Here is a 24,206-nt window from a genome sequence, read left to right on the forward strand (position 1 = left end):
TGCTTGCCTCGGCGCCAGAGGGCTGTGGGCCGATGCGGTGTTCGGTGGGTTCGGTGATCTTGGCGGTTCGGGTGGTGCGGGGATCTGCGGCGGAGGTGATTTGGGGTTTCTCGGCGTCTGGTTGTTGCCTGGCGGGGGGTTTCGTTGGCTTGGTGGGTGTTGGGGTCTGGGGTGGGAGTGGATCCGTGCCGGGGACGATGTCGGGTTCCCTTCTCTGGTCCGCCCGGGGTTCTTTGGTGGGGCTCGGTGCTGCTGTTGTGGGGTGTTGAGGGTGGTTCAGGCGCGGGCGCGGAGCCAGCGGGTGGCGGTGGAGGGGTTTTCGGGGTGGTGGTGGACGATGCTGAGCCAGCCGGGTGGGAGGCCGGTGGCGGCGAAGTGGCCGTCGGGGGTGGGGGTGCGGATTTTGCTGATGTGGGGGGTGCGGATTTCGATCCAGGTGTCGGGGGCGGGGGCGGGGGTGAGGTGGCCGGCTACTTCGAGGCGGCCGTTGGTGAGGGTTAGTTCGATGTCGATGGTCAGGGTGTCGGTGGTGAAGCGGTGGCGTTGGGGTTCTGAGCCGGAGCGGGCGCCGGAGGCGGCGGCCACGTCGGTGGGGGTGGCGATGATCGCGCCGGGGAGGCGGAGGGCGTAGGCGGCGACGGCGTCGGTGCTGACGCGGTCGGGGACGGGGTCGGTGCCGGAGGCGAGGCGCATGGCGGCCAGGACGTAGGTGGAGAGGCCGTTGGGTTCGTCGGTCGAGAGACCGTCGGGTTCGGCGGTGGGGACGCGGTCAGGCGTGGCGGCGGAGACGTGGTCGGGCTCGGCCGTGGATAGATCGCCGGGTTCGTCAGTGCGGGGGCCGTTGGGTTCGCTGGTGGGGAGGACCTCGGGTTCGGGGTGGGAGAGGCCCTCGGGGTTGTTGGGGGAGACGGGCTCAGGGTTGTTGGGGGTGGTGCCCTCGGGTTTGGGGGTCATTGGGGTGGCGTCCTTTTTGCGGGCGCGGTCATGGGGATTCCTCCAGGAGGGCGCGGAGGCGGGAGTGGCAGCGGGCGCGGGTGGCGCTGACGCTGCCGAGGGGCATGTTCATGCGGGCCGCGATCTGGGCGTAGCGGGCGTCGGGGTTGAGGGCGAAGAGGAGGAGCATGGTGCGGCAGGGCTCGTCGAGGGTGGCGGCGCGGTCCCAGACGTGGCGGCCGTACTCGGCGTCGACTACGGCGGTGGACGGGTCGGGGACGCTGGGGTCGCCGAGGTCGGGCAGGTCGACGGGGTGTTCGGCGCGGGAGCGGCGGGAGAGGCGGTAGGCCTCGTGCCGGGTGGTGGTGATCAGCCAGGCGCCGACCTTGGTGGGGTCCCGGATTCGGTCGTAACTCTCGACCAGGCGTAACCACGCCCCCTGGACCGCGTCGGCCGCGTCGGTGGCGCTGAGGCCGCAGGCCCGCGCCACCGCCCACATCCGGCCGTCGAATCTGGCGACCAGATCCTTCCAAGCGGTCTCATCGAGAGCGGGCAAAGACGTCTCTTGAGGCATGGCACGACTTTCCGGGCTACTGTCCGCGCTGACGGATAAGCGTTGCGTGAGCACTCTACCCAGCGAGCGTGATCCCGATCCCGCGATCGGTGAATTGTTCGCCGCCCGCCGGAAGGGTCACGGCCACGCCGGGCCGCCCGGCTCGGGCTTCACCAGCGGCTTTCCCATCCGATGGGTTTGGGCGTATGTTTACTCCCCGTGGTTTGTCGAATCCACACGGTTGTCAAGTGCGAATAGGTATGACCCTGGTCTGGTGCCTCGCCGCGACGGACGGTAGTCTCTCCTAGAGTCACTAGTGATCATCCCAGTATGAGGCCGTTGGGGAAGGCGCACCTCGTACGAAACGGGAGGTCCGGTGGCTGCTGCTCGTGGCGTGCTGTACGTCCACTCGGCTCAGCCTGCGCTGTGCCCGCACATTGAGTGGGCTGTCGCAGGCGTTCTTGGCGTTCCCGTCGATCTGACGTGGACCCCTCAGCCCGCCGCGCCCGGCGCTTTGCGCGCCCAGGCGGAATGGGAGGGTCGCGCGGGTACGGCGGCGTCGGTCACGTCATCGCTGATGGGGTGGCAGCGCATTCGCTTCGAGATCACCGAGGACGCCTCACCAGGCGTGGACGGCTCCCGACATGCCTACACCCCGACGCTGGGGGCGTACACCGCTGTCATCGGCGCCAGCGGTGACATCCAGGTCCCCGAGGACCGTCTCCGCAACGTCATGCTGATGGCCGCCCAGGGCCGTGTAGTCCTGGAGGACGAACTCGACCGCCTGCTCGGCAAGCAGTGGGACGAGGAACTCGAATCCTTCCGCTACGCTGGCGAGGGCGCCCCGGTCCGCTGGCTGCACGCCGCCGTCTGACTCGTGCACCGGGTGGCTTCGGCCACCCACGTCCTGTTCGTCGCGCCCTGGCCCCCTGGACTCGTCGAATCCACCTCGGCCCGCGCCCAGGCTCGTCGAGTCCGCCTCAGCCGACGGCCAAGGCTCGTCGAACCACCTCGGCCGCGTCCCTGAGGCCCGTCCGGCCTCGTCGGCCCAGCCCCCGATAGCCGCGCGACACGGCTATCCCCGTAAACGCCGAAAGGGCGCCCGGCACGCGTGCCGGGCGCCCTTCGAGGCTGATTACAGCGGGATGTTGCCGTGCGCCCCGCGGGCCGGGGTCGCCTGGGCGAGGACCTTGGCGATGGCGCCACGGGTTTCGCCGGGCTCGATGACCTCGTCCACGACGCCGAGGTCGACGGCGCGGGACAGGCCGCCGGCGACCTTCTCGTGCTCTTCGGCGAGGCGGGTCTCGAGTTCGGCGCGCTCCTCCTCGGGGGCCGCGGCCAGGTCGCGGCGCTTGAGGATGCGGACGGCGGCGACCGCGCCCATGACGGCCACCACGGCGGTCGGCCAGGCGAAGACGCGGGTGGCGCCGAGCGAGCGGGAGTTCATCGCGATGTACGCGCCGCCGTACGCCTTGCGCGTCACCAGCGTGACCCGGGGGACCGAGGCTTCGGCGAAGGCGTGCAGGAGCTTCGCGCCGCGGCGGACCACGCCGTCGTGCTCCTGGCCGACGCCGGGCAGGTAGCCGGGGACGTCGACGAGGACGACCAGGGGGACCCCGAAGGCATCGCACATCCGTACAAAGCGGGCGGCTTTTTCGGCGGAGGCGGAGTCGAGGCAGCCGCCGAGGCGCATCGGGTTGTTGGCGACGACGCCGACCGTGCGGCCGCCGAGGCGGCCCAGGGTGGTGACGATGTTGGGGGCCCACTTGGGGTGGAGCTCGACGCCGGGCTCGTCCAGCAGGCCGTTGATGAGCGGGTGCACGTCGTAGGCGCGGCGCGGGTTCTCGGGGAGCAGCGCGGAGAAGTCGACCTCCTCGACGGCGCGGACCCGGCCCTGGTGGCCGAGCATGCTCGCCAGTTCGCGGGCCCGGAGCAGGGCTTCGGCCTCGCCCTTGGTGACCACGTGCACGACGCCGCTGCGCTTGCTGTGCGGCTCGGGGCCGCCGAGGGCGGCCATGTCGATCTTCTCGCCGGTGACGCTGCGGACCACGTCGGGGCCGGTGACGAAGATGCGGCCCTGGTCGGCCAGGATGACGATGTCGGTCAGCGCGGGACCGTACGCGGCGCCGCCGGCGGCGGCGCCGACCACGACGGAGATCTGCGGGACGACGCCGGACGCCTTGGTCATCGCGGCGAAGACGCGGCCGACGGCGTGCAGCGACTCCACGCCCTCGGCCAGCCGGGCCCCGCCGGAGTGCCAGACCCCGATGACGGGGACGCGCTCGCGGACCGCCACGTCGTAGGCGTGCACGATGTGCTCGCAGCCTTCGCTGCCCATCGCGCCGCCCTGGATCCTGGCGTCGCTGCAGAAGGCGACCACGGGGACGCCTTCGATGCGGCCGGTCACGGCGAAGACGCCGCTCTTGTCCTCGGGGGAGATCGGCCGGATCGAGCCTTCGTCGAGCAGGTGGCCGAGCCGGACCTGCGGGTCGCGGGGATCCTCGGCCTCCTGATCGGAGGAGGGAGTCACCACCCTGTTGTCGACTACCGTCATCTGCGTGCCTCTCAGACCGTGGTGAAGGCGACGGCGACGTTGTGTCCGCCGAACCCGAAGGAGTTGTTGACCGCGGCGATCTGCCCGTCGGGGAGCTTGCGTGCCTCGGTGCGCGCGATGTCCACTTCGATGCCGTCGTCCAGGTCGTCCACGTTGATGGTGGCGGGGACGATCCGCTCGCTGAGCGCCAGGATGGTGAAGATGGATTCGATGCCGCCCGCGCCGCCGAGCAGGTGGCCGGTCATCGACTTGGTCGCGGTGACGATCGGGTGCGACCCGATGGCTTCCTTGATCGCGATGGTCTCCACCACGTCACCCGCGGGGGTGGAGGTGGCGTGCGCGTTGACGTGGCGGATGTCGGAGCCGGTCAGGCCGGCGTCGGCGAGCACCCGGCGCATGGCCAGCTGCACGCCCGCGCCGCTCGGCTCCGGCTGCGCGATGTGGTGGGCGTCGGAGGAGTATCCGACCCCCGCGGCCACCGCGTAGATCTTCGCGCCGCGCGCCCTGGCGTGCGCCTCGGACTCCAGCACGACGATGCCGGCGCCCTCGCCGAGCACGAACCCGTCCCGGCCCTTGTCGAACGGCCGGGACGCGCGCTGCGGCTCGTCGTTACGGGTGGACATGGCGCGCATCGCGGCGAACGACCCGATGTTGAGCGGGTGGATGGCCGCTTCCGCGCCGCCCGCCACGACCACGTCGACCCGACCGGACCTGATCATGTCGATGGCGTAGCCGATGGCTTCCGCGCCGGTGGCGCAGGCGCTGACGGTGGCGTGCACGCCACCCTTGGCCCCGATGTCGATGCCGATCCAGCCGGCCGAGCCGTTGGGCATCAGCATCGGCACGGTGAACGGCGACAGGCGGGTCCAGCCCTTCTCCTTGAACGTGTCGTACGCGTCGAGGATCGTGGTGATGCCGCCGATCCCGCTGCCCACGACCACGCCCAGCCTGGTCGGCTCAACCTCGGGCGTGCCCGCGTCCTGCCAGGCCTGACGCGCGGCGATCAGCGCGAACTGCTCGGCCCGGTCCAGCCGCCTGGCCTCCGGCCTGGGGAGGACCTCGCCCGGTTCGACGGCGACCCGCCCGGCGAACTTCACCGGAACGGAGTCGACCCAGTCCTCGGTGAGGGGCCGAACACCCGACCGCCCGTCGAGGAGCGCCGACCAGGTCGAGGCGACGTCTCCACCGAGGGGCGTCGTCGCGCCGAGCCCGGTGACAACGACACGTACCCGGTCTGTACTCACTTGTCTGCACTCCTCATAACTCGCGCTGATCAGGGCGGAGCCGGCAGGCCCCGTGGGGTCAGGTCTAGGCCTGGATGAAGTTGATGACGTCCTTGACGGTCTTCAGGTGCTTCAGCTGGTCGTCGGGGATCTCCGCGCCGAACTCGTCCTGGGCCGCCACAGCGATCTCGACCATGGAGAGCGAGTCGATGTCGAGGTCGTCCACGAAGTTCTTCTCGGGGGTGACGTCGGCGGCCGGGATGCCGGTGATCTCGTTGATGATCTTGCCGAGTCCCGCGAGGATCTCCTGCTCAGTCGCTGCCATGTCGCTGTATCTCCTTTTAGGGTGGTTTTCTGGGTTCCGTACGGCCGGAGCCGTACAAGTCTCAGGGGATCTCGATGACCTGCGAGGCGTAGGTCAGGCCGGCGCCGAAGCCGAGCAGCAGGGCCAGGCCGCCCGAGGGCACCTCGCCGCGCTCGATCATGCGGGACAGCGCCAGCGGGATGGACGCGGCCGAGGTGTTCCCGGCCAGCACGATGTCCTTGGCCACGACCGCGTTGGTGGCGCCGATCTTGCGGGCGATCGCCTCGATGATGCGCAGGTTGGCCTGGTGCGGCACGAAGGCGGCGAGTTCCGCGGGATCCACCCCGGCACGCTCGCACGCTTCCCTGGCGATCGGGTGAAGGGCCGTGGTGGCCCAGCGGAACACCGTCTGGCCTTCCTGGTTCAGCGCCGAGTTGCGGTCCTTGATCATGATCGCGTCGGCCTTGTCGCCGGCGCTGCCCCACACCACGGGGCCGATGCCGGGGGTCTCTGACGGCACGACCACGGCCGCGCCGGCGCCGTCCGCGAAGATCACCGAGGTGGCGCGGTCCTGGATGTCCACCCACTGGGTGAGCTTCTCGGTGCCGATGACCAGCACGTTCTTCGCCGACCCCGCCCGGATCGCGTCACTGGCCGAGGCCAGCGCGTAGCAGAACCCGGCGCAGGCCGCGTTAACGTCGTAGGCGCCGGGGGCGTCGATGCCCAGCCGGTGCGACACCCGCCCGGCGGCGTTCGGGATCTGGGCCTCCAGCGTGCAGGTGGCCACGATCACCAGGTCGATGTCGCCCGCGGCCAGGCCGCTGGCGGCCAGCGCCTTGCCGCCGGCCTGCACGGCCAGGTCGATCTCGGACTCCTCGGGCCCGGCGAACCGGCGCTCCTTGATCCCGACCCGGCTCTGGATCCACGCGTCGTTGGTCTCGATCAGTTTGGCGAGGTCGTCGTTGGTGACCACGTTGGCGGGCTGGTAGTGCCCGAACGCCAGCACCTTCGCACCCGGAGCGCCCTGGGGAAGCTTCACTGCAACGCCTCCTTGGCGGCGGTCCGCGCGGTTTCCAGGTCGTCGGGGGTCTTCAGCGCCACGGCCCGCACTCCGGTCAGGCCGCGTTTGGCCAGTCCCGCCAGCGTGCCGCCGGGCAGCAGTTCGATCATCGTGGTGACGCCCCTGTCGGCCATGGCCGCCATGCACAGGTCCCAGCGGACCGGCCGGCTGACCTGGGCGACCAGGCGCTCCAGCAGGTCGGCGCCGGTCTCCACCAGCGCGCCGTCGGCGTTGGAGAGCAGCGGCACGGCCGGGTCGGCCGGGGTGACCCCGGCGGCGGCCGCGCGCAGCTGGGCGACGGCGGGAGCCATGTGCTCGGTGTGGAAGGCGCCCGCCACCGAGAGCGCGATCAGCCGGGCGCGCTGCGGCGGGTCGGCCTTGAAGGCCGCCAGCTGCTCCAGCGTGCCGCCGGCCACGATCTGGCCCGCGCCGTTCATGTTGGCCGGGGTCAGGCCGTGTTTCTCGACCGACTCCAGCACGTCCACCCCGCCGAGCACGGCGGTCATCCCGGTCGCGGTGGCGGTGGCGGCCTTGGCCATCGCCTGGGCGCGCTCCCGGATGAGGGTCAGCGACTGTTCCACGGTGAGCACCCCGGCGATGGTGGCGGCGGCGAACTCGCCGACACTGTGCCCGGCGACCAGGTCAGGGGCGACACCGAGGGCCTCGTACGCGGCGAGAGCGGAGGCCACCAGCAGCGGCTGGGCCACCGCGGTGTCCTTGATCTCGTCGGCGTCCGCCGTGGTGCCGTACCCGATCAGATCGAGGCCGGCGATCTCCGACCACGCCGACAGGCGGTCGCGGAACCCGGGGATCTCCAGCCACGGACTCAGGAAGCCTGGGGTTTGGGCGCCTTGTCCCGGCGCGACGATGACGAGCACACTCCCAACCCTGCCCTGTAGAAGTTCGCCACACTGATAGGGATGTGCACGAAGTTGGTCTGGGCGTTTTTGTTGGGTTCCTACAGTTCAGGTTTCTCAGGTGTTTCTCAGAGTCGCCTAGGTTACGGTCAGGCGACCCAATATCAGGCCAACCTGCAGGGTAAATGCGGACCTGCCTTCGGTGGGCTGGTAGCCGGTCAGTTCGGTGATCTTGCGCAGCCGGTACCTGACCGTGTTCGGGTGCACGAACAGCAGGCGTGCGGTCGCCTCCAGCGAGGTGCCCTGCTCCAGGTAGGTGGCCAGGGTGTCGAGCAGGGGCGTACCCGCCAGGGGTTTGAAGACGTTCTCGATCAGCTGGGCGCGGGCGTCCTCGTCGCCGTCCAGGGCGCGTTCGGCCAGCAGGTCCTCGGCCAGGACCGGGCGGGGGGCGTCCGGCCAGCCGGCGGCGGCGCGCAGGCCGGCGATGGCGGCGCGGGCGGAGCGGGCGGCGGCGTGCAGGTCGGAGACCTCGGGGCCGATCACGATGGGGCCGGCGGCGAACCGGGGGACCACGCTCCTGGCGGCGTCCTTGATGCTGTCCGCGCCGCCGACGATGACGATCAGGCGTTCGCCCTGGACGCCGGCGAGCAGGTCGTGGCCGACCCGGCGGCCCTTGTCGCGCAGGCCGTCGATGACGCTCTGCGGGTCCTCGTCCGGCGCGTGCCCGGCGAACACGACGACTGGGGCCGAGGTCCAGCCGAGTGCGGCGGCCCAGGAGTGCAGGCCGTCGTCGACCTCGCCGCGGACCAGCGCGTCCACGATCAGGGCCTCCAGCCGGGCGTCCCAGGAGCCGCGGGCCTCGGCCTCCCTGGCGTACACCTGGGCGGCGGCGAAGGCCACGTCGCGGGTGTAGCGCAGCATCGCGTTGCGCAGCTGCTCCTCGCCGCCGGGGGCGGCCAGCTCGTCGGCCTCGGCCTCCACCACCTCCACCACGATCCGGACCAGGTCGACGGTCTGCTGCAGCGAGACGCTGCGCTTGAGCTCGCGCGGCGCGGTGCCGAAGAACTCGATGCTGGGCGTGGGCCGCCCTTCCCCGGCGTGGCCGAACCACTCCACGAACGCGGCGATGCCCGCCTGCGCGACCAGCCCGACCCAGGATCTGTCCTCGGCCGACAGGGCTCGATACCAGGCGAGCTGCTCTTCCATGCGCGCCATCGCGGCCGTGCCGAGGCTGCCCATCGCCCGGTCCAGCCGCCGCGCCGTGTCCTCCCGGACCCTGTCACTCACGACTACAAGCGTGCCAGGTCACGCGCGATGGTGGCGCCTCCGTCCGGCGGTGAGAACCTGGAGGGGTGTATCGGGAACGCCCGTCCCTGGTCCCGGGGGCCGTGCTGTGGCAGACCTCCGGCGTGTCGGAGCAGGCCGAACGCCGGGTGCTGCCCGACGGCTGCATGGATCTGCTCTGGACCGAGGGCGGCCTGCTGGTGGCCGGGCCCGACGACGAGGCGTTCGTGACGCCCGTCCGGGCCGGGGTCGCCTTCACCGGCCTGCGCTTCGCGCCGGGGACCGCGCCGGCCCTGCTCGGCGTGCCCGCCGCAGAACTCCGCAACCTGCGGGTTCCGCTCGCCGACCTGTGGCCCGCCGCCGTGGTCCTGCGCCTCTCCGATCGGGTACGGCGGGCCGAGTCGATCGCCGCCGGGCTGGAGGAGCTCGCGGGCGAACACCTGAACGGCGTGGACCCGCTCGTCCACGAGGTCGCCGCCCTGCTCGACGCCGGCGCCGGGGTGGCCGCCACCGCCGCCGCGGTCGGGCTGGGCGAGCGGCGGCTGCACCGCCTCAGCCTGACCGCGTTCGGGTACGGCCCGAAGACCCTGGCCAGGATCCTGCGCCTGGGCCGGGCCCTCGAACTGGCCAGAACCGGGCGGCCGTTCGCCGACGTGGCCGCCGCCACCGGCTACGCCGACCAGGCGCACCTGGCCCGCGAGGTGCGCGCCCTGGCCGGAGTCCCGCTCGGCGACCTGGTCTAGGCGAGCGGCGCGAACAGATCCACGCTGTTGCCGTCCGGGTCGCGCAGCGTGGCGTAACGCTGCCCCCAGAACGCGTCCCACGGCTTGAGATGCCCGTCGTATCCGGCGTCCACCAGCTGCGCGTAGACCTGGTCGACCTCGCCCGGATCCGCGCACGCGAAGGCCAGGCCGACGCGGGCCCCGCCGGACGGCGGAGTCCAGCCGGGATCGAAGGCGCGGATGGTGTCGGCGGTGTCCCAGGCCAGCCGCAGGCCGCCGGGCAGGGCCGCCTCGACGTGCGGTTCGGTGTCGGCCTCGGCGGGGAGGTCGAGCCCGAGCCGCCGGTAGAAGGCCAGCGAGCGGGCCATGTCGGCGACGACTATTCCGATGACGTTGAATGTTGGAGCCATACCCGCACGGTACGTGCGGCGGTCGCCGCCGGTCTTGAACGAATCGGACAGCGGGTCAGGACGGGAGGACGGCGGTGCTGACGACCACGTGGTCGATGAAGCCGTACGCCCTGGCCTCCTCAGCGGTGAACCAGCGGTCCCGGTCGGCGTCAGCCTCGATCTTCTCCAGCGGCTGGCCGGTGTGGAAGGCGGTCCGTTCGGCCAGCAGCTTCTTGGTGAAGAGCATCTGCTGGGCCTGGATCCTGATGTCGGACTCGGTGCCGCCGATGCCGCCGTGCGGCTGGTGCATGATGATGCGCGCGTGCGGGAGCGCGTAACGTTTTCCCGCGGTGCCGGCCGTGAGCAGGAACTGCCCCATCGACCCGGCCATTCCCATGGCCACCGTCACGATGTCGTTGGGGACGTATTGCATGACGTCGTAGATGGCCATTCCGGCGTATACGGAACCGCCCGGGGAATTGATGAAAAGCTGAATGTCGCGTTTGGCGTCGTCGGCGGTGAGCAGCAGGAGTTCCGAGCAGATCCGGTTGGCGATCTCATCGTTGACCTCCTGCCCGAGCATGATGATGCGCTCGCCGAGCAGCCGCCGACCGATGTGCTCGCCCTCGGGGGACCCGATTCCGGCCATGACCCGCTCCTGTTCTGTGAAATTCCGTTTCCTGATCGACGGTAATCAGGAACGGCACGGAAAGGGAGCGGGTTTCGCCGGGGGCGCATTTCACCGTCGGCATATTCCGCCCGGTCAGATCACCGCGACCGCGGTGATCAGGCCGATCGCGACGTGGGTGACCGACAGCAGGATGGTGGCCGGCTGCAGGGTCGTCTCGGCGGCCAGCGCCCGGACCGAGATGCCCGCGATCTTGTCGAAGACCACCATGCCGACCGTCTGCACGGCGATGCCGATCAGGCCGAAGACCAGGGTGGCGATCAGGCCCTCGCGCAGCGCGCCGCCGGAGGAGAAGATCGACGCGGCCACGATCAGCGCGATGGCGGCCATCGCGGAGGCGGTCAGCGCGGTCGCGTTGGGGTTGCGCTCCTCGCGAATGATCTTGCTGAGCCGGCCCGGCGTGGCCAGGTCGATGACGTAGAACCCGGCGACGAGCAGCAGCACGCCGAGGATCGCGTACGCCGTGATGGCGAGCGCGCCGTTGCCGAGGACCTCGCCGAAAGAGGTGGTTTGTGCATCCATGGGGGGTGTGCTCCGTTGTTCTAGCCGCTGATTCGGTGGGGGACGAAGGAGGAGGTGTCATCGGTGATCAGGCCGGTGGTCTCGCGGATGCCGAGCCCGGCGGCCTCGTCCTCGACGACCCAGGCGCCGAGGACCGGCCGCTGGCCGTCGAAGTCGGGCAGCGCCTGGAACTCCTGGTAGACGAAGCCCTCCGCGCCGTACCGGCCGGAGGTCTGGACGGCGTGCTCGGGGGAGACCACCCGCATGGACGCGCCCTCCCGCCCGAGCAGCGGTTTCTGGATGTGCCGCACGATGTCGCGAGGCCCGTCCAGATAGGCGGGCAGCAGGTTGGCGTGCCCGGGACACATCTCCCACAGGATCGCCAGCAGCGCCTTGTTGGACAGCAGCATCTTCCAGAGCGGCTCGATCCACACCATCGACGGCTGCAGCCGCAGCGCGTGCGCGCCGAACGGCTCGCCGACGATCCACTCCCACGGGTAGAGCTTGCAGAGCGAGCGGATCACCCGGTGGTCCATGTCGACGAAGCGGCGGTTGATCGCGTCCCAGCCGATCTCCTCCATCGCGATCGCCAGCGTGGTCAGCCCGGCCTGCTGCGCGGTCTCCTGCAGATAGCCGAGGGTCATCGCCTCCTCGCCGGAGGTGTCCATGTTCGTCCAGGCGAAGTGGGTCGGCCCGGTGGGGAAGGTCGGGCCGATCGCCTTCCACCGGTCGATCAGGCGTTCGTGGATGGAGTTCCACTGGTCGTCGTCGGGGAACACGTCCTGCAGCCAGAACCACTGCACGACCGAACTCTCCAGCAGGCTGGTCGGGGTGTCCGCGTTGTACTCCAGCAGCTTGGCCGGTCCGGTGCCGTCATAGCGCAGGTCGAAGCGGCCGAACAGGTGCGGATCGCGGCGCCGCCAGGAGTCGGCGACCGCCTCGCGCCACTCCGGCGGGATGGCGAACTCGGCGAACCGGTTGCCGGTGACCACGTAGTCGACCGCGGCCAGGCACATCCGGTGCAGCTCCTCGACCTGCTCCTCCAGGCTGAGCACCTCGTCCATGCCGAACACGTAGTGCACGCTCTCGTCCCAGTACGGCCGGCTCAGCCCTTCCGGGTGCGCCGACCGGTGGTAGGCCAGACCGTGTGACTCGACCGTGGCCGCCCAGTTCTCCCGGGGAGCCGAGGTCTGTCTTCTCATCGGGTCAGCTTCCGCTGCTGCCGTGCGAGCCGAAACCGCCGCGCTGGACGACCTTGCCGCTCCGGCTGGTGATCTGGGCGTCGGCCGGGCGGAGCGTGGTGCCGCTGCGGACGTGCCTGCCGACCAGGATGCCGCCGTAGTACCAGCCGTACGCGCCGTGCGAGCCCCGGTAGTTGTCGTCGCAGAGGTCGTCGTCGACCAGCGCGTACGAGCCGTCGGGGAGCGGGTTGGCCGTGTCGACGCAGTCGGCGTCCACCTCGTCGTAGCTGTTCTGGGCCGCGCAGAAGCCGACCACCACGGTGGACAGCACGCCGATGGCGCCCAGTTTGATGGCGGTGGACCGGAAGCTCTTCTTCTTGGGGGGCGGGCCGGGCATCATCGGACCGGTCATGCCCGGCGGCGGCCCTGGTGGGGGCGGTGGCGGGACATAGGGAGGAGGGGAGGGACGTCCGTCCCCGGTCTCGGCCATACGGCTCCATGTTTCGTGAGGTCGGCACAGACTACCGTTGCGCTATAGAACGGTACAGATCTAGATACGGTTCCCATTGCGTACCGTTACGGAGCGGTCCATAGCGAGGGCCGGGTAACGTCCGTCTCATGGATCCGGTCGACGCGCTGAAGCGAATCGCGTTCCTGCTGGAACGCGCGGGGGAGCCAACCTATCGTGTCCGCGCCTTCCGCGGGGCGGCGTCCACCATCGCGGATCTGCCGCCCGGCGAACTTGAGCGGCTGGTGCGCGGCGGCGGCCTGACCGGCCTCAAAGGGGTGGGCAAGGTGACCGCGCTGGCGGTGACCGAAGCCCTGGCCGGCGACGTGCCGACCTATCTGCGCCGCCTGGAGGCGATCGAGGGCGCGGACCTGGACGAGGCGGCCGACACGCTGCGGCAGGCGCTCAAGGGCGACCTGCACAGCCACACCGACTGGTCCGACGGCGGCTCCCCGATCGAGGAGATGGCCGCCGCCGCGATCGCGCTCGGGCACGAGTACCTCGCGGTCACCGACCACTCGCCGCGCCTCACTGTCGCCAACGGCCTGTCCGCCGAGCGGCTCGGCCGCCAGCTGGACGTGATCGCCGAACTGGGCCCGAAGCTGGCGCCGTTCCGGCTGCTGTCCGGGATCGAGGTGGACATCCTGGCCGACGGCTCGCTGGACCAGGAGCCCGAGCTGCTGGCCCGGGTGGACGTGGTGGTGGCCAGCGTGCACTCGCAGCTCAAGATGGACGCCGAGGACATGACCCGGCGCATGGTCACCGCGATCGCCAACCCGCACGTGGACGTGCTGGGCCACTGCACCGGCCGGATCGTCCAGGCCGGCGGCAAACGCGGCGGCCTGCGGCCGGAGTCGCGGTTCGACGCCGAGCTGGTCTTCGAGGCGTGCCGGCGGTTCGGCGTCGCCGTGGAGATCAACTCCCGGCCGGACCGGCTGGATCCGCCGAAGCGGCTGATGCGCCTGGCGTACGAGATGGGGTGCCTGTTCTCGATCGACTCAGACGCGCACGCGCCCGGGCAGCTGGACTGGCAGCGGAACGGCTGCGAGCGGGCCGCGCTCTGCGGAATCGAGCCGGAACGCATCGTGAACACGCGGATGTGGCCGCAGGGTTAGGTGTGTTGGGCCGGTTTTGTCGGTCACCGGGCGTAGTTTCGGGGTCATGGATCGTCGAGCGGCGCTGGTCGAGGAGTTACGCACGGGGGGCACCCTGTCCGCCAGGGAGCTCGGGACCCGGCTCGGCGTCAGCAAGCGCACGATCATCCGCGACATCGCCCGGCTCCAGGACGAGGGCGTGCCCATCCGGCTGGACCCCGGCGGCTACACCATCGACCCGGCCGAGGAGATCAAACGGGCCATCGACCGGGCGTTGACCGGGCGGCGGGTGCTCCTGATCGACTACGACGGCAAGACCGGGCCGACCACCCGTGAGGTGGAGCCCAGCATCTTCCTGGGCGGGCGCGGGGGGTTCTGGTATCTGGTGGCGTGGTGCCGGCTGCGGGAGGACGTACGGGTGTTCCGGCTGGATCGCATCACCGCCGCGACCCTGACCGACGAGCGTTACCCGGAGCCGTCCAAGGCCAGGATGGACGAGCTGGCGGCGGCGCTGCCGAGTTGAGCCGCGGAATTGTCGGTCGCGTTTTCTAATGTTCGGCGTGTGAACCGTACCGACCGGCTCTACGCGATCGTCGAACTTCTGCGGGCGGTGTCGCCGCGGCCCCGATCCGCGCGCGAACTGGGCGAGCGGTTCGCCGTGACCGCGCGCACGATCGAGCGCGACATCCTGGCGCTGCAGGAGGCCCAGGTGCCCATCTACGCGGAGCGTGGCCGCCTGGGCGGATACGTGCTCGACCGGTCGATGTCGCTGCCGCCGCTCAACTTCAGCCCGGAGGAGGCGGTGGCGATCGCGATCGCGCTGAACCGGTCGGGCGACCAGCCCTTCGCCGACCAGGCCAGAAGCGCGATGCGGAAGCTGATGGCCGCGATGCCGGCCGCCGACGGGGACCGCGCCAGGGAGCTGGCCGGGCGGGTGCAGCTGCTGTCCAGCACGTCGGATCCAGAGGAGCCGGAGGAGCCGTGCACGGTGGGGCCGCTGGCGCGGGTGATCGAGGGAGCGCTGCTGGCCGGGGTGGTGCTTGAGCTCGAATACGGCGACGTCCGGGGCGCGGTGAGCAGACGGGTGGTCGAGCCGGGTGTGTTCGTCGGCGGGCGCGGCGGGGTCTGGTATCTGGTGGCGTGGTGCCGGTTACGGGATGACGTGCGGGTGTTCCGGCTGGACCGGATCCGCTCGGCGGAGGTCACGGCGGAGCGGGTGCCGGCCCGGCGGATGGCGGATTTCGCCTCGCACGTGCCGGACATGGTCACCCTCTATCCGGCGCTCGACTGAGCCCGGCGGGGACCTCGCGGTCGGCATAAAGGCCGGCATCCAGGCCGGCATCCAGGCCGGCATCCAGGCCGGCATCCAGGCCGGCATCCAGGCCGGCATCCAGGCCGGCATCCAGGCCGGCTCTGCGGTCGGCTTCGTGGTCGGCCGGACTGGCGGCCGGGCGGAGGGGCAGGGTGACGGTCACCCGGAGGCCGCCCCTGTCGAGGGCTTTGGCGTCGGCGGTGCCGCCGTGGGCGCGGGCGACCGCGCGGACGATGGACAGGCCGAGGCCCGCGCCCTTGGCCGAGCCGGTGCGGTCGGCCGCCAGCCGGCGGAAGGGCTCGAAGAGGGCGGGCACCTGGGCGGGGGCGATCACCGGGCCGGTGTTCTCCACGGTGACGAAGGCGCCCATCGCGTCCGAGCCGGTCCGGACGCTCACCACGCCCCGATCGTCGTTGTACTTGACCGCGTTGTCCACCAGGTTGGCGATCATGCGTTCCAGCAGGACGGCGTCGCCGGCGCAGGGCGCGGGACGCCAGCCGCGCGGCCGGGGCAGCCGGTGCGCCAGCAGCGCGGGTTCGGACAGGTCGCGCAGGTCCACGGGCTGCCGGGTGAGCAGCTCGCGCTCGCTGTGGGCCAGCGTGAGCAGGCCCTCGATCAGCTGTTCCTGGCGGGAGTTGGCGGCCAGCAACTCGTCCCGGATCGGGCGCAGCGCGCGCGGCACCACCGGGTCCGCCATGCCGACCTGGAGCAGCGCCCGGTTGATCGCGAGCGGGGTCTTGAGCTCGTGCGAGGCGTTGGCGACGAAGCGGCGCTGGGTGTCGAAGGCCTGGTCGAGGCGTTCCAGCATGGAGTCGAAGGTGTCGGCCAGGTCCTTGATCTCGTCGCGCGGGCCGTCCATCGAGATGCGCTGGTGGAGGGTGCTGCCGGAGAGGCGGCGCGCGGTCTCGGTGACGGTGAGCAGGGGGGCCAGGGCGCGCCCGGCGATGATCCAGCCGATCGCCAGCCCGGCCAGGCCGATCAGCGCGGTGGCCAGGATGGACCACTGCAGCAGGGAGCTGGTGACCAGGTCGACGTAGCGGGTCATCTCGTCTTTGACCGCGGTCTGGATGTAGTAGATCCGGTCCGGTAGCAGTGGCGGCGGCGCTCCGGGGTTGTCGATCACGCCCTTCACCGGGGGCAGTTTGAAGGTGAACCGCTGGGTCAGGATCTGGTTGACCATGAGGTAGTTGATGGTCATCAGGACGCCGGTGGTGAGGAAGAGCAGGCTGCCGTACACGACGGTCAGCCGCCAGCGGACCGGCAGCTTGTGGCCGTTCACAGCCGGTATCCCGCGCCGGTCACGGTCTCGATGACCGCCGGGCTGCCGAGTTTCTTGCGCAGGGTCATGACCGTCACCCGGACCGAGTTGGTGAAGTAGCTGATGTTCTCGTCCCAGGCCTTCTCCAGCAGGTCCTCCGCGCTGACGACGTTGCCGCCGGCGCGCAGCAGGACCTCCAGGACGGCGAACTCCTTCGGGCTGAGCGCGACATACCTGCCGTCCCTGAAGACTTCGCGCCGGGCCGGGTCGAGGGTGACCCCGGCCCGGGACAGCACCGGCGGAACCGCCAGCGGGGTGCGCCGGGCCAGTGCCCGCAGCCGGGCCACCAGCTCCGGGAAGTCGAAGGGTTTCGGCAGGTAGTCGTCCGCGCCCAGGGTCAGCCCCTCGACCTTGGAGCGCAGGTCGCCTGAGGCGGTCAGCATGATGATCCGGGCGGTCACCCGCCCGGCGACGAGGCGGCGGCACACCTCGTCGCCGTGCACCGACGGCAGATCCCGGTCCAGGACGATCACGTCGTAGTCGTGGGTGGTCGCCCGTTCCAGCGCGGCGTCCCCGTCGTAGACGACGTCCACCGCCATCGTCTCCCGGCGCAGACCGGCCGCCACCACGTCGGCCAGCACCCGTTCGTCTTCGGCAATCAGCACCCGCATGGGGCACATACTCCCGTCAGTCGGTTAAACAGGGCCTAAGCGGCGCTGAGGGCGAGCGTGGGAGACATTCGGGCCGCCCGCATCGCGGGATATATCCCGGCCACTGTGCCGACCAGCAGCGTCGCTCCCAGGCCGCCGCCGAGCGCCCACGGGGGCACTACGGCGGGCAGGTCCCGCCAGGCCGCGTAGCCGACCGTGACCAGCGTGCCGAGCAGCGCGCCCGCCACCCCGCCGAGGGCGGACAGCAGCAGGGACTCGGTCAGGAACTGGCCGCGCACCTGGCCCTTGGTCGCCCCCAGCGAGCGGCGCAGGCCGATCTCCCGCCGCCGTTCCAGCACCGAGATGACCATCGTGTTGGCCACCCCGACACCGCCGACCAGCAGCGCCACCGCGCCGATGCCCAGCAGCAGGTTGGTGAACGCGCCGTCCGCCGCCGCCCGCGCCGCCAGCGCGTCGGACGGACGGCTGACCGTGACCTCCTCCGGATGCTCCGGATTGGCGGTGCGCGGCAGCACCTCCCGCACCTGTGCCACGGCCGACTCCTCGGAGCGGGTGTAGATCGTGGTCGGATAGCCCTCATACCGCAGGTACGCCCCTGCCGCCGCGTACCCGATCAACGCGGAACGGTCGATCTCCGGGGCCAGCGGCGCGGAGTCCAGGACGCCGGTCACCGTCCACCACTGGCCTTTGATCCACACCTGGTGCCCGACCCGCAGGCCCAGCCGCTGGGCCGCGACCGAGCCGAGCACCACGGCACGCTGGGCGGCCGTCGCCTCGTTCAGCCAGGCGCCGTGCCGTACCGCGCCCCGCAGGGCGTCCAGCAGGTCGAGCGAGGCCGCCCGGACGGCCAGGCCGCCGGTCTGGGTGGCCGGGATGCGGTCGCTGCGGAACACCGGCTCGCCGGTGTCGCCGGTCGAACCGGCGGTGAGCACCGGGCCGATCCGGCGGACCATGGCCAGGGACTCCTCCGGCAGGTTGGCGGCATCGCCGAACAGGGTCTGGCCGGGCGTCACCCGCAGCAGGTTGGTGCCCAGTTCGTCGAGTTCGGCGAGCAGGCGGGCCTTGCTGGAGGAGGAGATGCCGACCACGGCCACCATGGTGGCGATGCCGATCGCGATGCCCAGCGCCGACAGGATCACCCGGGCCGGGCGGGCGCGCAGCCCGGAGGCGCCCACCCGGACCTGGTCGCCCCAGGCGAGCCGTCCCGGCCTCAGCCGGTCAGCCATGCGCCACCTCCCGCACGATCCGGCCGTCCCGCAACCGGATCCGCCGCGGCGCGGCGGCGGCCACGTCGTTGTCGTGCGTGATGATCGCGACCGTGGTCCCGGCCGCGTTGAGCTCGCGCAGGATCTCCAGCACGTCCGCGCCGGACGCCGAGTCCAGGTTCCCGGTCGGTTCGTCGGCCAGCAGCAGCGACGGCTCCCCGACGACCGCCCTGGCCACCGCCACCCGCTGCCGCTCACCCCCCGACAGCTGCGCGGGCCGGTGATCGAGCCGATGCCCCAGCCCGACCCGCTTCAGCGCCTCGGCCGCCCGCTCCCGCCGCTCCCGCCTGGGCACTCCCGAGTACAGGAGCCCGTCGGCGACGTTGTCCAGCGCCGCAAAGCCGTCGGACAGGTGAAACGACTGAAACACGAACCCGATATGCCGGGACCGCAGCGCCGACAACTCCCGATCGGACAACTTGGCCACGTCATACCCGGCGATCCGCACAATCCCCGACGAAGGCCGATCAAGCGTCCCGATCAGATGAAGCATGGTGGACTTCCCCGACCCCGAAGGCCCGACAATCGCCACCAGCTCCCCACCCCCCACTTCCAAATCGACCCCACGCAACGCGTGCACATCCCCCGGATAGGTCTTCGTGGCACCCACCAACTCGATAACCGGCGCGTTCATCGCCCCACCCCCCACTCCGGCTTGGCCGCGCCTGTGTCTGGACTGACGAACGCAGGGAGCGCAGCGACCGGAGAGAGGAGGGAAGACACAGGCTCCCCAGCGGCCAAGCCCGCCGAGCCGGAGGCTCGGCCATAAACACAGCTCATGTGGCTGGGACCTCGACTTTCATGCCTTCGGTCAGGCCTTCGCCGGTGATTTCGACCTGGCCGGAGGCGAACAGTCCGGTTTCGACGGCGACGATTCCGGTGCCGGCGACCTGGATGCCGTAGCCGCCTTCGCGGAGGGCGAGGAGGGCTTCGACGGGGACCGAGAGGACGTTTTCGCGGCGTTCGCTCTGCAGGTCGACGGTGACCGGGGCCTGGTCGAGGCGGCCGAGTCTGCCCTCGGCGGTGACCTCGACGTCGATGGTGGATTCGCCGCCGTCCTGGGCGGGGGGTTCGGCCACCGTGCCGATCGCGGTGATGGTGCCCTTCGCGGTGCCGCCGGACGGGATCTCCAGGGTGACCTTCGCCCCCAGCCGGGCCAGTTGCTGGTCGGAGGCGGGCAGGTCGATGTGCACGACCCGTTTGGTGCTGGTCGTGGTCACCACCGACTGGCCGGCCCGGTCGCCCTTCTCGGCGGTGACCTCGGCGATCCGGACCGGGCCCGAGGCGATGATGACCTGGCTCGCGTCCACCGTGCCGGTCTCGGCCAGGTTGCGGTCGTCCTGCCAGTCCCGTACGGCCCGCGCGGTGACCCACGAGAAGTACTCGTCCACCGTCCCCGGCTCGTACCCGAGCGCCGCCAGGTTCCGTTCGAGCTGCTCGACGTCCTTGCCCTCGAAACCCTGCGACAGGGCCCGGTACATCGGGATCGATCCGTACAGCAGACTCACCGGGCGTCCGTCCACCGAATACAGCCAGCCGCCGCGCCGGACCACCCTGCCCTCGGCCCTGGTCCTGGTCACCGTGCCGGTGGCCTGGTTGGGGAGGATTCGGCGGCCGGCGTACCCGAGGGTGCCGTCCACCGTCTTGCTGTCCACCAGGTCGGAGCGGGTGATCTCGGCGGTCGCGTTCGGCGGCGGGCCGGCCGACTCCGACGGGGCGCCGGCCGCGCCGGACAGGGAGGCCGCCGCCACACCTCCGCCCGCCAGGGCGAGGGCGGCGACCGCGCCGGCGAGCAGGCCGCGACGCCTCACTGGCCGCCGCCGCCGCCGCCGCCGGGTCCGCCGACGCCGCCGGATCCGCCGGGTCCGTTCCCCATCAGGGGGCGGCAGATCTCCATGGCCTTCTTCGTGGTGGGCGACTCCGGGTCCATGCCGGGGCCGCCCATCTTGACCCGGCCGCCCTCCACCTGCGGGTCGGGCATGTCGACGCCGTTGTCGCGCATGCACTGCGCGAATTTCATCATCGAGTCCTGCAGCTTGCCGTCGTCGACCTTCTTGGCGTCGATGACCGGCTGGTACTGCTCGCAGGCCTTGAGCGCCTTCTCGGTGACCGCCTCCTGGCCTTTCTTCTGCCGGATCATCACCTGGTTGCCGCCCGGCTCGGGGTCGGGCATGTCGACGCCGTTCTCCCGCATGCACTGGGCGAACTTGAGCGCGTCGCCGCTGCTGGTGGGGGACGGCGCGGCCGTCGCGGAGGTGGTGGCGCCGGCCGCGGAGGCGATGCCGGTCTCGGGGGCCTGGCTCCCGCAGGCGGCCAGGAAGAGCGGGATCGCGACCAGCGCGGCGATTCTGAGTCCTTTTTCTGCCATGGCAAATGTATAGAAGGACCCCGTTAAACATGCGCTAAGCGAATTTGTTTATGCGTTTCTTACCCGGGAATCAGGAAAGGCCCGCCGCAAGGGAGTACGGCAGGCCTTTCGCGTTTTATTCAGGCCCCCGGAGGCCGGTTGCCGAGCTGGCGGCGGAGCTCGGCGAGCTCCCGTTCCAGGTCGGCGACCTCACGCGGCTGCGGTTGCTGCTGCTGCGCGTAGGGGTCGGCTGGACGACCGTACTGCGCGGGGCGGACATATTGCGTGGCGTCGCTCACCGGTTCCGGCGACGACGGCAACGCGTACGGCTGCATGTGCTGGAGGTAGGGCGACGGCGGGACGTACTGCGGCGCCTGGTGACCGTACGAGACGGACGTCCGCGACCGGCGGCCGCGCTTGACCAGCACCCTGAGCAGGACCAGGCCGACCACGACGGCGAGCAGCACGCCCCCGCCGACCAGCACCCAGAACATGATCGGCTGCGGCGACTCGTCCTTGCCGGAGGAGATCCCCTGCTGCGACTCGGTGATGTACTTCGCCACATACGGGTGGTTCGGGTGGAGCGCCTGCACCTCCCGGAACTTCGGCAGCGCCTCCGCGTAGTGGCGCTTGAAGAACGAGTCGAGCGCGGCGTTGTACTCGGTCGTGGTGAGCGCCGCCGCCGGCTTGATGTTCTTCTCGTTGAGCTTCTCCTTGATGATGCTGACCGGCAGCACGAAGCTCTCGTTCTCCGACGCCTCGCCGCCCTCGCTGACGGTGCCGGCGATCAGCATGCCGATCACCTTGCCCTCCCGGCTGAACACCGGGCCGCCCGAGTTGCCGTGATACGACGGCGCCTGGGTCTGGATGTACGGCACACCCTCCTGGGTGCTCCGCTTGGCGTTGTACGGCCCTTCGGTGAGCGCCGGCTCCAGCTTGGACTCCAGGCTGAAGAACGGGGTGTTGGTGACCAGCCCGGGGAAGCCGCTGATGTACAGCGTCGTCCCGGTCTGCACGTCGGAGTCCTCCCCGAGCGGCAGCGTCGGCAGATTCTGCTGGCCGTTCACCTTGAGCAGCGCGAAATCCTTGCCCGGGTAGCTCTCGCCGACCGAGACCAGCTCGGCCGGGACCGGCTTGGCGGTCTTGTCCACGCCGCCGCCGGGCAGCGATTGCACCACGGCGATGCTCTTCTGCAAGTTCTCGATCTTGAGGTGGTTGCTGTTGAAGGTGACGTAGAGCTGCTGGGCCAGCTTCAGCATCTCCTCGTCCGCCTCGAAGCTCCGCAGGTCCGCCAGAACGGTCTGGGCGTCCTCCTCGGCGAACTTGGTGAGCGCCTGCTGGGCGAAGGTGTCGGCGAGGGCCTGGTCGCTCATCTCGACGCAGTGCGCGCCGGTGACCATGTACCCGTCGGGGGTCACCCACCAGCCGGTGCACATGCCGCCGACCTCGGCCTCCACCACCCGGTTCGGCGCGACCGGCCGGATGTACCGGTCGACGTTCGCGCCCATCCGCTGGAACAGGTACTTGGCGATGCTCTGCTCGTCGTTGGAGATCCTGCCGTTGATCACGGCGTCGGTGGTCTGCTGGACGAGCTGGTTGAACGGGCCCTGGTTGATCTCGGGCGTGGGCACGACCACCTGACCGGTGAAGGTGAGGCTGGTGAGCTGGACGGCGGGATGGGTCTTCGCGGCGAGAACCGTGCCGACGGGAATGTCGTCATCGGCGTATGCGGGAGTCGCCACCGCGAGGACCGTCGCCGTTGCGACGATGATGTTCCTGAGGTTCACAGGTCTAGATGGTGATTCAGTGGGCTTGTCCATCACTTGTGACTGACTTGGCGGGGATTCCCCGGAAGGGTGCCCGTCGATCGGGCAACAAGGGATGACCTGTCCTTCCGGCAAGGGAGCCCCTTGCATGATTCCCCCCGCCGTCACGGTCGCCGACCCGGGATTCGGCACCGTCTTCGACGCGCACTACCAGGAAATCCGCCGATATATCGGTCGGCGGCTGGACCTCGCCGTCGCCGAAGACCTCGCCGCCGAGACCTTCCTCATCGCGTTCCGGCTCCGCCACCGCTTCGACCCCGCCCAGGGCTCGATCCGCCCCTGGCTGTACGGCATCGCCACCAAACTCATCGGCCGCCACCGCCGCGCCGAACTCCGCCGCTACCGCGCCCTGGCCCGCGCCGGGCCGCCCCCCGGCGATGACGCGCACGAACAGGTGCTCGACCGCATCACCGCCGTCACCACGGTCGGCCGGCTCTCTGGGGCGCTGGCGGGCCTGTCCAAAGGGGAACGCGACGTGATCCTGCTCATCGCGTACGGCGGCCTCACCTATCAGGAGGTCGCCGAGGCGCTCGGCGTCGCCTACGGCACGGTGGCCTCCCGGCTCAACCGGGCCAGAACCAAGCTGCGCGAGTCCCTGGGGGTGCCCGAATGAACGAGATCGACCTCATCAACAGCGTGATGCCCGACGTGCCCCCCGACGACCCGGTCAGGACCGCCGAGACCAGAGCCAGAATCCTGGCGGCCCGCCGCCGGCCGCGCTTCGGCTGGCTGGTCCCGGCGATCGCCACCGCCGTGCTCTCCGTCGCCATCGCCGCCGTGCCCCAGCTGATCCGGCCCGCCGGACCCCACCCGGTGGATCCCGTGGCGGAAGTGGCCGAGCGCGCGTCCGGCAGCCCGGAACCCACCACCGGCCGCTACTGGCGCGTCGAGTACCAGGAGTACGGCCTGGGACCGCTGCTCACCGGCAACTACCAGAGACTGCGCACGGACGTCGTGGAATGGCGCGGCGCCGGCCAGCTGATCAGGGAAAACCGGCTCGCCGCCGCCACCCCGCTGGCGGAGGCCGACCGAGTCGCCTGGGAGAACTGCCCCAAGGACTGCCCGTCCCCGCTGACCTCCCTTAGCGAGAAGACCAGGTTCGACATCTGGCCGGGCAGCTTCATGGTCCGGAGCGGCCAGGGGCTGGACGTGCGGCCCGCCTGGCCGTCGACCGGCGTCCCCTCCATGGAATTCCCCGGCGACCCAGCCGAACTCCGCGCCAAGCTGCTCACCTACTACCGCAAACCGCATGAACGGGATGGGGACTCCTACCAGATGGACTGGCTGTGGGGCATCAGCGTGAACACGCTGGCCCAGCTGCCGGTCACCCACCAGACGCGGGGAGCCTTCTACCGGCTGCTCGCCGACCTCCCCGGAGTCCAGGTCCGCGCCGACGCGGACACGGTCGTGCTCACCCGGCCCGAGCAGATGGGCGGCACGATCGACGACCTCGTGATCGACCGCGCCACCGGACGGGTGGCGGCCCTGCGCGCCTACCGCAAGGCGCCGGGTCCCTTCATCCCCAACGCCCGTGACCTGCCCGGAGAGACGCCCCTCATCGAGATGGTCTTTTCTGCGGCGGGCTGGACCGACGACAGCCCGAAGATCCCGCCAGGCTGCGAGCCGACGGTGCCGGACCCTCCGACCATCTCGGCGAAGTGCTTCTCCTGACATGA

27 protein-coding genes are annotated in these 24,206 nt (G+C 70.8%); 7 read left to right on the plus strand and 20 right to left on the minus strand.

Features of this window, described 5'->3' with window-relative positions; all coding sequences use genetic code 11:
• Positions 1-276: 276 nt before the first annotated feature.
• Positions 277-954 carry a hypothetical protein gene (locus Acor_RS44555; RefSeq protein WP_246238948.1) on the minus strand — a complete coding sequence of 226 codons (678 nt, stop codon included), beginning with the start codon at positions 952-954 and terminating at the stop codon, positions 277-279.
• Between the two features lie 28 nt (positions 955-982).
• The gene (locus tag Acor_RS21790; RefSeq protein ID WP_246238923.1) at positions 983-1,489 is read right to left on the minus strand and encodes an RNA polymerase sigma factor; all 507 of its coding nucleotides are present in this window, start codon (positions 1,487-1,489) and stop codon (positions 983-985) included.
• A 373-nt stretch (positions 1,490-1,862) separates the two neighbouring features.
• On the opposite strand from Acor_RS21790, the gene Acor_RS21795 reads away from it, so the two are divergent.
• Positions 1,863-2,360 (plus strand): DUF3145 domain-containing protein, encoded by a 498-nt coding sequence (locus Acor_RS21795; protein ID WP_174876182.1) that lies wholly within the window; start codon positions 1,863-1,865, stop codon positions 2,358-2,360.
• Between the two features lie 261 nt (positions 2,361-2,621).
• Here Acor_RS21795 and Acor_RS21800 read toward each other — a convergent pair whose 3' ends face one another.
• The 6 genes from Acor_RS21800 to Acor_RS21825 all read right to left on the minus strand — a co-directional run bounded on the left by Acor_RS21800 (position 2,622) and on the right by Acor_RS21825 (position 8,723).
• Positions 2,622-4,040 carry an acyl-CoA carboxylase subunit beta gene (locus Acor_RS21800; protein WP_155338558.1) on the minus strand — a complete coding sequence of 473 codons (1,419 nt, stop codon included), beginning with the start codon at positions 4,038-4,040 and terminating at the stop codon, positions 2,622-2,624.
• A gap of 11 nt (positions 4,041-4,051) precedes the next feature.
• A complete protein-coding gene (gene fabF, locus Acor_RS21805; RefSeq protein WP_155338559.1) occupies positions 4,052-5,284 on the minus strand; it encodes a beta-ketoacyl-ACP synthase II in 1,233 nt (410 codons plus the stop codon).
• Positions 5,285-5,348: 64 nt separating this feature from the next.
• Positions 5,349-5,588, minus strand: coding sequence for an acyl carrier protein (locus tag Acor_RS21810; protein WP_155338560.1), 240 nt, complete (start codon positions 5,586-5,588; stop codon positions 5,349-5,351).
• 61 nt (positions 5,589-5,649) lie between these two features.
• Positions 5,650-6,606 carry a beta-ketoacyl-ACP synthase III gene (locus Acor_RS21815; protein ID WP_155338561.1) on the minus strand — a complete coding sequence of 319 codons (957 nt, stop codon included), beginning with the start codon at positions 6,604-6,606 and terminating at the stop codon, positions 5,650-5,652.
• On the minus strand, positions 6,603-7,505 hold the full coding sequence (locus tag Acor_RS21820) for an ACP S-malonyltransferase (protein ID WP_155338562.1): 903 nt from the start codon (positions 7,503-7,505) through the stop codon (positions 6,603-6,605). Before Acor_RS21820 ends, Acor_RS21815 begins: the two co-directional genes overlap by 4 nt.
• A gap of 117 nt (positions 7,506-7,622) precedes the next feature.
• On the minus strand, positions 7,623-8,723 hold the full coding sequence (locus Acor_RS21825) for a PucR family transcriptional regulator (RefSeq protein ID WP_155338593.1): 1,101 nt from the start codon (positions 8,721-8,723) through the stop codon (positions 7,623-7,625).
• Between the two features lie 113 nt (positions 8,724-8,836).
• Between Acor_RS21825 and Acor_RS21830 the strand changes: the two genes are divergently transcribed.
• On the plus strand, positions 8,837-9,511 hold the full coding sequence (locus Acor_RS21830) for a helix-turn-helix domain-containing protein (protein WP_155338563.1): 675 nt from the start codon (positions 8,837-8,839) through the stop codon (positions 9,509-9,511).
• Here the strand turns inward: Acor_RS21830 and Acor_RS21835 are convergent.
• From Acor_RS21835 to Acor_RS21855, 5 genes are all read right to left on the minus strand, one after another.
• The gene (locus Acor_RS21835; protein WP_155338564.1) at positions 9,508-9,900 is read right to left on the minus strand and encodes a VOC family protein; all 393 of its coding nucleotides are present in this window, start codon (positions 9,898-9,900) and stop codon (positions 9,508-9,510) included. The genes Acor_RS21830 and Acor_RS21835 overlap by 4 nt on opposite strands.
• 55 nt (positions 9,901-9,955) lie before the next feature.
• Complete coding sequence (locus Acor_RS21840; RefSeq protein WP_155338565.1) at positions 9,956-10,528, minus strand: ATP-dependent Clp protease proteolytic subunit; 573 nt, start codon at positions 10,526-10,528, stop codon at positions 9,956-9,958.
• A 114-nt stretch (positions 10,529-10,642) separates the two neighbouring features.
• A complete protein-coding gene (locus Acor_RS21845; RefSeq protein WP_155338566.1) occupies positions 10,643-11,089 on the minus strand; it encodes a DUF350 domain-containing protein in 447 nt (148 codons plus the stop codon).
• 20 nt (positions 11,090-11,109) lie between these two features.
• A complete protein-coding gene (locus Acor_RS21850; RefSeq protein WP_155338567.1) occupies positions 11,110-12,270 on the minus strand; it encodes a glutathionylspermidine synthase family protein in 1,161 nt (386 codons plus the stop codon).
• A 4-nt stretch (positions 12,271-12,274) separates the two neighbouring features.
• Complete coding sequence (locus tag Acor_RS21855; RefSeq protein WP_246238925.1) at positions 12,275-12,661, minus strand: hypothetical protein; 387 nt, start codon at positions 12,659-12,661, stop codon at positions 12,275-12,277.
• Positions 12,662-12,867: 206 nt separating this feature from the next.
• Here Acor_RS21855 and Acor_RS21860 point away from each other — a divergent pair, with 206 nt between their 5' ends.
• Genes Acor_RS21860 through Acor_RS21870 form a run of 3 tightly spaced genes read left to right on the plus strand, consistent with a single transcriptional unit; the run spans position 12,868 to position 15,142 of the window.
• Entirely contained in the window at positions 12,868-13,872 is a 1,005-nt protein-coding gene (locus tag Acor_RS21860; protein WP_155338568.1) for a PHP domain-containing protein, read from the plus strand.
• Between the two features lie 46 nt (positions 13,873-13,918).
• Positions 13,919-14,374 carry a helix-turn-helix transcriptional regulator gene (locus Acor_RS21865; protein ID WP_155338569.1) on the plus strand — a complete coding sequence of 152 codons (456 nt, stop codon included), beginning with the start codon at positions 13,919-13,921 and terminating at the stop codon, positions 14,372-14,374.
• Between the two features lie 39 nt (positions 14,375-14,413).
• The gene (locus Acor_RS21870) at positions 14,414-15,142 is read left to right on the plus strand and encodes a helix-turn-helix transcriptional regulator (RefSeq protein WP_155338570.1); all 729 of its coding nucleotides are present in this window, start codon (positions 14,414-14,416) and stop codon (positions 15,140-15,142) included.
• Here Acor_RS21870 and Acor_RS21875 read toward each other — a convergent pair.
• From Acor_RS21875 to Acor_RS21905, 7 genes are all read right to left on the minus strand, one after another.
• Positions 15,117-16,442: a sensor histidine kinase gene (locus tag Acor_RS21875; protein ID WP_155338571.1), complete on the minus strand. Its 1,326-nt coding sequence runs from the start codon at positions 16,440-16,442 to the stop codon at positions 15,117-15,119. The genes Acor_RS21870 and Acor_RS21875 overlap by 26 nt on opposite strands.
• Positions 16,439-17,092 carry a response regulator transcription factor gene (locus Acor_RS21880; protein ID WP_155338572.1) on the minus strand — a complete coding sequence of 218 codons (654 nt, stop codon included), beginning with the start codon at positions 17,090-17,092 and terminating at the stop codon, positions 16,439-16,441. Before Acor_RS21880 ends, Acor_RS21875 begins: the two co-directional genes overlap by 4 nt.
• 35 nt (positions 17,093-17,127) lie before the next feature.
• The gene (locus Acor_RS21885) at positions 17,128-18,318 is read right to left on the minus strand and encodes an ABC transporter permease (RefSeq protein ID WP_155338573.1); all 1,191 of its coding nucleotides are present in this window, start codon (positions 18,316-18,318) and stop codon (positions 17,128-17,130) included.
• Positions 18,311-18,991: an ABC transporter ATP-binding protein gene (locus Acor_RS21890; protein WP_155338574.1), complete on the minus strand. Its 681-nt coding sequence runs from the start codon at positions 18,989-18,991 to the stop codon at positions 18,311-18,313. The genes Acor_RS21885 and Acor_RS21890 overlap by 8 nt, the downstream gene beginning before the upstream one ends.
• A gap of 142 nt (positions 18,992-19,133) precedes the next feature.
• The gene (locus Acor_RS21895) at positions 19,134-20,168 is read right to left on the minus strand and encodes a peptidoglycan-binding protein (protein ID WP_246238928.1); all 1,035 of its coding nucleotides are present in this window, start codon (positions 20,166-20,168) and stop codon (positions 19,134-19,136) included.
• On the minus strand, positions 20,165-20,725 hold the full coding sequence (locus Acor_RS21900) for a hypothetical protein (RefSeq protein ID WP_155338575.1): 561 nt from the start codon (positions 20,723-20,725) through the stop codon (positions 20,165-20,167). The genes Acor_RS21895 and Acor_RS21900 overlap by 4 nt, the downstream gene beginning before the upstream one ends.
• Positions 20,726-20,844: 119 nt before the next feature.
• Positions 20,845-22,446 carry a S1 family peptidase gene (locus tag Acor_RS21905; protein WP_170317029.1) on the minus strand — a complete coding sequence of 534 codons (1,602 nt, stop codon included), beginning with the start codon at positions 22,444-22,446 and terminating at the stop codon, positions 20,845-20,847.
• A 172-nt stretch (positions 22,447-22,618) separates the two neighbouring features.
• Between Acor_RS21905 and Acor_RS21910 the strand changes: the two genes are divergently transcribed.
• Together Acor_RS21910 and Acor_RS21915 are read left to right on the plus strand one after the other, a co-directional pair.
• On the plus strand, positions 22,619-23,143 hold the full coding sequence (locus Acor_RS21910) for an RNA polymerase sigma factor (RefSeq protein ID WP_155338577.1): 525 nt from the start codon (positions 22,619-22,621) through the stop codon (positions 23,141-23,143).
• Positions 23,140-24,201, plus strand: a complete 1,062-nt coding sequence (locus Acor_RS21915; RefSeq protein WP_155338578.1) for a hypothetical protein — start codon at positions 23,140-23,142, stop codon at positions 24,199-24,201. The genes Acor_RS21910 and Acor_RS21915 overlap by 4 nt, the downstream gene beginning before the upstream one ends.
• The last annotated feature ends 5 nt before the right edge of the window (positions 24,202-24,206 follow it).

The sequence above is a fragment of the Acrocarpospora corrugata genome (assembly GCF_009687845.1).
Taxonomy (GTDB): domain Bacteria; phylum Actinomycetota; class Actinomycetes; order Streptosporangiales; family Streptosporangiaceae; genus Acrocarpospora; species Acrocarpospora corrugata.

Bases quoted from the DNA above. Each gene is read 5' to 3' on its own strand.
- Acor_RS21860 (WP_155338568.1), top strand. From the start codon at position 12,868: ATGGATCCGGTCGACGCGCTGAAGCGAATCGCGTTCCTGCTGGAACGC.
- Acor_RS21810 (WP_155338560.1), bottom strand. From the start codon at position 5,588: ATGGCAGCGACTGAGCAGGAGATCCTCGCGGGACTCGGCAAGATCATC.
- Acor_RS21915 (WP_155338578.1), top strand. From the start codon at position 23,140: ATGAACGAGATCGACCTCATCAACAGCGTGATGCCCGACGTGCCCCCC.
- Acor_RS21865 (WP_155338569.1), top strand. From the start codon at position 13,919: ATGGATCGTCGAGCGGCGCTGGTCGAGGAGTTACGCACGGGGGGCACC.
- Acor_RS21910 (WP_155338577.1), top strand. From the start codon at position 22,619: ATGATTCCCCCCGCCGTCACGGTCGCCGACCCGGGATTCGGCACCGTC.
- Acor_RS21835 (WP_155338564.1), bottom strand. From the start codon at position 9,900: ATGGCTCCAACATTCAACGTCATCGGAATAGTCGTCGCCGACATGGCC.
- Acor_RS21855 (WP_246238925.1), bottom strand. From the start codon at position 12,661: ATGACCGGTCCGATGATGCCCGGCCCGCCCCCCAAGAAGAAGAGCTTC.
- Acor_RS21840 (WP_155338565.1), bottom strand. From the start codon at position 10,528: ATGGCCGGAATCGGGTCCCCCGAGGGCGAGCACATCGGTCGGCGGCTG.
- Acor_RS21825 (WP_155338593.1), bottom strand. From the start codon at position 8,723: ATGGGCAGCCTCGGCACGGCCGCGATGGCGCGCATGGAAGAGCAGCTC.
- Acor_RS21880 (WP_155338572.1), bottom strand. From the start codon at position 17,092: ATGCGGGTGCTGATTGCCGAAGACGAACGGGTGCTGGCCGACGTGGTG.
- Acor_RS44555 (WP_246238948.1), bottom strand. From the start codon at position 954: ATGACCCCCAAACCCGAGGGCACCACCCCCAACAACCCTGAGCCCGTC.
- Acor_RS21845 (WP_155338566.1), bottom strand. From the start codon at position 11,089: ATGGATGCACAAACCACCTCTTTCGGCGAGGTCCTCGGCAACGGCGCG.
- Acor_RS21800 (WP_155338558.1), bottom strand. From the start codon at position 4,040: ATGACGGTAGTCGACAACAGGGTGGTGACTCCCTCCTCCGATCAGGAG.
- Acor_RS21850 (WP_155338567.1), bottom strand. From the start codon at position 12,270: ATGAGAAGACAGACCTCGGCTCCCCGGGAGAACTGGGCGGCCACGGTC.
- Acor_RS21900 (WP_155338575.1), bottom strand. From the start codon at position 20,725: ATGGCAGAAAAAGGACTCAGAATCGCCGCGCTGGTCGCGATCCCGCTC.
- Acor_RS21890 (WP_155338574.1), bottom strand. From the start codon at position 18,991: ATGAACGCGCCGGTTATCGAGTTGGTGGGTGCCACGAAGACCTATCCG.
- Acor_RS21885 (WP_155338573.1), bottom strand. From the start codon at position 18,318: ATGGCTGACCGGCTGAGGCCGGGACGGCTCGCCTGGGGCGACCAGGTC.